Genomic DNA, 5,411 nt, shown 5'->3' with positions numbered 1-5,411 from the left:
CCACCCACCCGCCCCTTTGCGCGCCGCGGACCGTCAGGTGGGACGTTCCGCTGAGCGCAACGCCTGCTCCGTCACCACCGCCATCCCCGCCAACGTCAGCAGCGTCAGCGCCGCAGCGATGGCGAACACCGCCCGCAGCCCGAGGAGTTGCCCCAGCGCCCCGCCGGCCGCCGCGCCCAGCGGCATGGTGCCCCAGGCGATCAGCCGGTAGCCGCTGTTGAGGCGGCCGAGCAGGCCGTTCGGCACGATCCGCTGCCGCAGCGAGACCGTGATGACGTTCCAGATCACGATCCCCACGCCCGAGACCGCGAAGCCCGCGCCGACGAGGTACGGGTTGGCCGTCAGGGCGGGTATCGCCAGGGAGAGCACGCTGGTGAGGACGGTCAGCGACAGCGCGCGGGCCCGGCCCAGGGCCCGTTCGGCCCACTCGGCGGCGAAGGAGCCGACGAGGCTGCCCGCCGCCAGGGTGGTCATCAGCACGCCGAAGGCCCCCTCGCTGAGACCCATCGCCGACATCGGGCCGACCGCGTACAGCACGAACACCGCGAACGCCGCGTTGAAAGCGAAGTTGGTGACGCCGACCATCGCGGCCAGCGTCCGCAGCAGGCGCTGGCCCCACAGGTAGCGCAGGCCCTCGGCGATGTCGGCCCGCATGGTGGTGGCCGGGCCGTCCCGCTCGGTCCTGAAGGTTCCGGGCACCAGCAGCAGCGCCGCGAGCGCCACCGCCCACAGGGCGGTCGGCGCGGCGAAGGCGGCCACCGCGCCGGCGGCCACCAGCAGCCCGGCCACCATGGGGCCGACGAACTGGTTGGCGGCCAACTCGGCCGCGTAGAGGCGGCCGTTGGCGCGGGCCAGCTGGTCGCGGTGGACGAGCTGCGGGACGATCGACTGGGCCGAGGTGTCGTACACCGTCTCGGCGACGCCGACGCAGAAGGCGACCGCGTACAGGGCCCAGATGGAGCCGGCGTCCAGCGCCGCGGCGAGCACCAGGCTCGCCATCAGCAGCGTGCGCAGGCAGTTGGCGAGCAGCATCGCGCGTCGCCGGTCGACGCGATCGGCGAGGGCGCCGGCCTGGAGGGCGAAGAGCAGCCAGGGCAGGCTCAGCGCGAGCGAGAGGCCGGCGACCAGGGTGGGCGAGCGGGTGTACTGGATGGCCACCAGCGGCAGCACGACCTTGAGCACGCCGTCGGCCAGGTTGGAGAACGCGGAGGAGGTCAAAAGACGCCAGTAGGCAGGACCGAGCGGCGGACGCGCGACGGCGGCCGGGGTGGACTCGTTCGTCATTGGTGGACAATCCCACATCGATGGAGAAAAATTCAATCGCCGGGCTCCGGGCCTGCCAACCCGTGGACTACCCTGCGCACATGGGCGAACAGGCAGCGACCGGCCGGCCCTCGCGGCAGGAGGCGACCGTCCGCGAGGCCAAGGCGCTCGCGCATCCGTTGCGGGCCCGCATCCTGCGGCTGTGCGGGCAACGCGAGATGACCAACAAGCAGTTGGCCGACCGGCTCGGCCGGGATCCCGGCACGGTGCTGTACCACGTGCGCCAGCTGACCGCAGCCGGCTTCCTGGAACCGGCTCCCGTGCGCACCGGCGACAGCGGCGCGTTGGAGAAGCCCTACCGGTCGACCGGCCGGTCCTGGTGGCTCAACGGCGGCCTTGCCAACGCCGATTCGGAGGACGCCACGCTCATCCCGCTGCAGGCGTTGCAGGAGGAGCTGCACGAGGCGGGGCCACGGTCGATCGCCGAGCTGGCGCGGTTCATGCTGCACCTCTCCCCCGACGAGCTGGCCGAGTTCAACGCTCGCGTCCTCGCCATCCTGGACGAGTACGTCGCCACCGACGACGAGCGCCGCGCGGATCGCCCCGCCTACGGCGGCCTCTTCATCCTGCACCGCCTCGCCGACTAGGTCCTGTCCTGCCGATCTTGTCGGATCGGCCCGCGGCGTCCGGTGCGGTGCTTCCCCAGGCTTCGTCCGGGTGGGGGTGCCAGGCCTGGGCGAGTCGCGGGCCCGGCAAGATCGACAGGACAGGGCCCAGAACCGGCCGGCACCGGAGCGTCGTCCTCCGTCCCGTGAGCGCGATCGACGACCGGCGCCGGTTCGGCGCCGACCTGCGGCCGGCCGGGATCCCGGCCTTCCGCCGGCTCTGGCTGTCCAGCGCGGTGACCGCGACCGGCGCCAGCCTCACCGCCGTCGCGGTGCCGCTGCAGATCTACGAGATCACCGGGTCCTCGGCCTGGGTCGGGCTCTCCGCGGTGGCCGCGCTCGGCCCGCTGGCGCTCGCGGCGCTGTGGGGCGGCGTGCTGGCCGACGCGCTCGACCGGCGCCGGCTGTTGCTCGTCACCAACGGCAGCCTCGCCCTCGTCGCGGCGCTGCTGTGGCTCCAGGCGGCGGTCGGCCTCGAATCCGTCGCCGTGCTCTTCGCACTGCTCGCGCTCCTCCAGGGCTGCCTCGGCGCCAACACGGTGGCCCGCCGATCCGTGGTGCCGCGCCTGGTGCCGCCGGAACTGCTGCCGGCGGCCAACTCGCTGGACGCCACCGTTCGCTGGTTCGGCCCGGTGGCCGGTCCGCTGCTCGCCGGCGCGCTGCTGCCCGTCACGGGCGTGGCGCCGCTCTACCTGCTCGACGCGCTGGCGCTGCTCGCCATGGTCCACGCGGTGTGGCGGCTGCCGCCGCTCCCGCCGACGGCCCCGACCGGGCCCCGCCCGCGGTTCGCCGGCGGGGTCCGCTACCTGGCGGGCCACCGGCTGCTGATCGCGCTCTTCCTCGCCGACCTGATCGCGATGGTGATCGGGAACCCGGCGGCGCTCTTCCCCGAGGTGTCGCAGGAGACGTTCGGCGACCCGCCGGGCGGCGGCCCCGCGCTCGGGGTGCTCAGCGCCTCGATGCCGGCGGGCGCGGTGCTGGCCGGCCTGTGCTCGGGCGTCTTCACCCGCCTCACCCGGCACGGCCTGGTCTACGCGGTCGCCGTCTGCGGCTGGGGTCTGGCCGTCGCCGCCTTCGGCCTGACCGACCGGCTCTGGCTGGCGACCTGCTGCCTGCTCGCGGCCGGCGCGGCGCTGATGCTGCTGAGCGTGTTCCGGGCGACGCTGCTCCAGGCGTGCGTGCCGGACGAGCTGCGCGGCCGGCTCCAGGGTCTCGACACGGTGATCTCGGCCGGTGGCCCCTGGCTCGGGCACCTGGCGCACGGCCTGGCCGGCGCCGCGGCCGGCACCACCTGGGCCATCACGGGCGGCGGCCTGCTCACGGTGGTCGCGATGCTCGCCCTCGCGGCGGCCTCCCGAACGCTGATCCGCTACCGGGCGCCCGGCGGCTGAGCCGCCGGGCGCTCACCAGACCGCGCGCTCACGAGACCGGGCGGGAGTCCTCCCACGACCACTCGAACTCCTCCCGGTAGGTCTCGAAGAGGCTGAGCTCGCCGTCCGCCAGCGGATCGTCCCGCTGCACTATCTCCCGCCCCGCCCTGCGCAGCACCATCACCGGCGTCTCCATGCCCCGGCTGCGCCGCAGGTACGACTGGACCACGGCGACCCCGTCCGGGCCGTCCGCGTCCACGAAGTAGGCGCTGAACCGCGGCGTGTCGTCGAAGACCCGGATCTCGAACGCCTCCGGGTCGCGCACCCTGCTGCGCACCCGCCGCACGTGCAGGATGTTGGTCTCCACGGTCCGGCCGAGCTCGCCGCGCTTGAGGCCGAGCTCACGCTCCCGCCGCCGCATGGCGCCGCTCGCCGGGTTGAGGAACAGCAGCCGCACCCGGCAGCCGGACTCGGCGAGCCGGAACAGCCGCCGGCCGGGGAAGTTCTGCACCAGCAGGCCGAGCCCTATGCCCAGCGCGTCGAGCCGGCGGGCACCGGAGAACAGGTCCTCGGCCGGCAGCTGCCGCTGCAGCCGCACCCGGTCCGGGTGCACCCCGGCCACGTCCGTGAAGCGGTCGCCCACCAGCCGCTCCACCGCGTCCGCCGGCAGCCGCCCGTCCGAGGGCGGCGAGCCGGAGTCGAGCAGCCGCAGCAGCCGGGCGCAGGCGCGCTCCGCCTGCTCGAGCACCGCCCGGCTCATGCCCCGGTTGCGGCTGACGGCGCTGCGCGCCACCTCCAGCTCGTCGAGGGTGAGCTCAAGCTCGCGCCGGTTGTCCAAATACGGCGCGAAGCAGGGCCAGTGCTGCACCATGAGTTCACGCAGCTGAGGCAGGGTCAGGAAGGCGAGCACGGTGTCATCGGCAGGATCGAGCAGGTGCCCCTTGCGGCGGCTCACCTCACGCAGGGCGGCCGCCCGCTGTACCCACTCCTGTCCGGTGGGCCCGGCCGCCGCCACCTCCCACTCCTCGCCGTGCACCGGCTCGTACACGGGACGCAGCACCGCGGCCACCACCGAGCGCAGGCGTTGCTCGACCAGGTTCAGCCAGACGTACGCGCGCCCGGCGCGCTCGACGCGGGTGCGCACCTCGGACCAGTCCTCGGCGCTCCAGTCGAGGTCGGCGCCGATCTCCACCGGACGCGGCACCGGCACCGCGACGGTCGGCGCCTCGGCGGTCTCGTCCCCGTTTCCCGGGGGCAATTCCAGCCCCGAAGAGCTCACCTGTACCGCCTTCCGCCCCTGCGATGGATCAAGGAAGCCTACTGCGGCGCCCGCCACGCGCGCAGCCCGAGCCGGGGTCAACCGGGCGTGCCCACACGGCCGTCGGGGCAGGGGGAGGCCATGACGCTCCCCGTGCGCCGGGCGCCCACGTCAACCTACCGGCTCCAGCTGGGGCCTGAGTTCACGTTCGGGGCGGCTGAGGAGATCGTTCCGCGCGTCGCCGCGCTCGGCGTCTCGCACCTGCACCTCTCCCCCGTGCTCGACGCGGTGCCTGGCTCCGCGCACGGCTACGACGTCACCGACCACTCCACCGTCAGGGCCGAGCTCGGCGGCGAGGCGGGGCTGCGGCGGCTCGCGGCCACCGCCCGCGCCCACGGCCTCGGTCTGGTGCTCGACATCGTGCCCAACCACATGGCCGTCCCCGCCGACACCAGCCGCAACCGGCAGCTGTGGGAGGTGCTGCGGGACGGCCCGGGCTCCCGGTACGCCTCCTGGTTCGACATCGACTGGGTGGCGGGCGGGGGTCGGGTGCTGCTGCCGGTGCTCGGCGGGCCGCTGGCCGACGAGCTCGACCGGCTCACGGTGGCGGACGGCGCGCTGTGCTACTGGGACCGCCGCTTCCCGCTGCGCGCCGGCACGGAGCGGCTGCCGCCGCCCGAGTTGCTCGCCGCCCAGCACTACCGCCTCTGCTGGTGGCGGCTGGCCCGCACCGAGCTCAACTACCGTCGCTTCTTCGCCGTCTCGGAGCTGATCGCGGTGCGGGTCGAGGACCCCGAGGTCTTCGACGCCACGCACGCCACGGTGCTGCGTCTGGTGGCGGACGGGGTGGTGGAG

At 74.3% G+C, this 5,411-nt stretch carries 5 protein-coding genes; 3 read left to right on the top strand and 2 right to left on the bottom strand.

The genetic code is table 11. The features are described from left to right. Positions 1–33: 33 nt before the first annotated feature. Complete coding sequence (locus E1265_RS32975; protein ID WP_132934636.1) at positions 34–1,284, bottom strand: MFS transporter; 1,251 nt, start codon at positions 1,282–1,284, stop codon at positions 34–36. Positions 1,285–1,364: 80 nt separating this feature from the next. Between E1265_RS32975 and E1265_RS32970 the strand changes: the two genes are divergently transcribed. Then, positions 1,365–1,910 (top strand): winged helix-turn-helix domain-containing protein, encoded by a 546-nt coding sequence (locus E1265_RS32970; RefSeq protein WP_132934635.1) that lies wholly within the window; start codon positions 1,365–1,367, stop codon positions 1,908–1,910. A 164-nt stretch (positions 1,911–2,074) separates the two neighbouring features. Next, positions 2,075–3,319 carry an MFS transporter gene (locus tag E1265_RS32965; protein ID WP_207931304.1) on the top strand — a complete coding sequence of 415 codons (1,245 nt, stop codon included), beginning with the start codon at positions 2,075–2,077 and terminating at the stop codon, positions 3,317–3,319. A 28-nt stretch (positions 3,320–3,347) separates the two neighbouring features. Here E1265_RS32965 and E1265_RS32960 read toward each other — a convergent pair whose 3' ends face one another. After that, positions 3,348–4,577 (bottom strand): SAV2148 family HEPN domain-containing protein, encoded by a 1,230-nt coding sequence (locus E1265_RS32960; protein ID WP_132934634.1) that lies wholly within the window; start codon positions 4,575–4,577, stop codon positions 3,348–3,350. Positions 4,578–4,697: 120 nt separating this feature from the next. Between E1265_RS32960 and E1265_RS32955 the strand changes: the two genes are divergently transcribed. Next, on the top strand, positions 4,698–5,411 hold a 714-nt coding region (locus E1265_RS32955), incomplete at its 3' end, for an alpha-amylase family glycosyl hydrolase (RefSeq protein WP_243741284.1).

The organism is Streptomyces sp. 8K308 (assembly GCF_004348315.1).
Lineage (GTDB): Bacteria > Actinomycetota > Actinomycetes > Streptomycetales > Streptomycetaceae > Streptomyces.
This window is presented reverse-complemented; position numbering and strand designations above follow the sequence as displayed.

Excerpts from the sequence above, each read along its gene's own strand:
- E1265_RS32975 (WP_132934636.1), bottom strand. The coding sequence starts at position 1,284 with ATGACGAACGAGTCCACCCCGGCCGCCGTCGCGCGTCCGCCGCTCGGT.
- E1265_RS32970 (WP_132934635.1), top strand. The coding sequence starts at position 1,365 with ATGGGCGAACAGGCAGCGACCGGCCGGCCCTCGCGGCAGGAGGCGACC.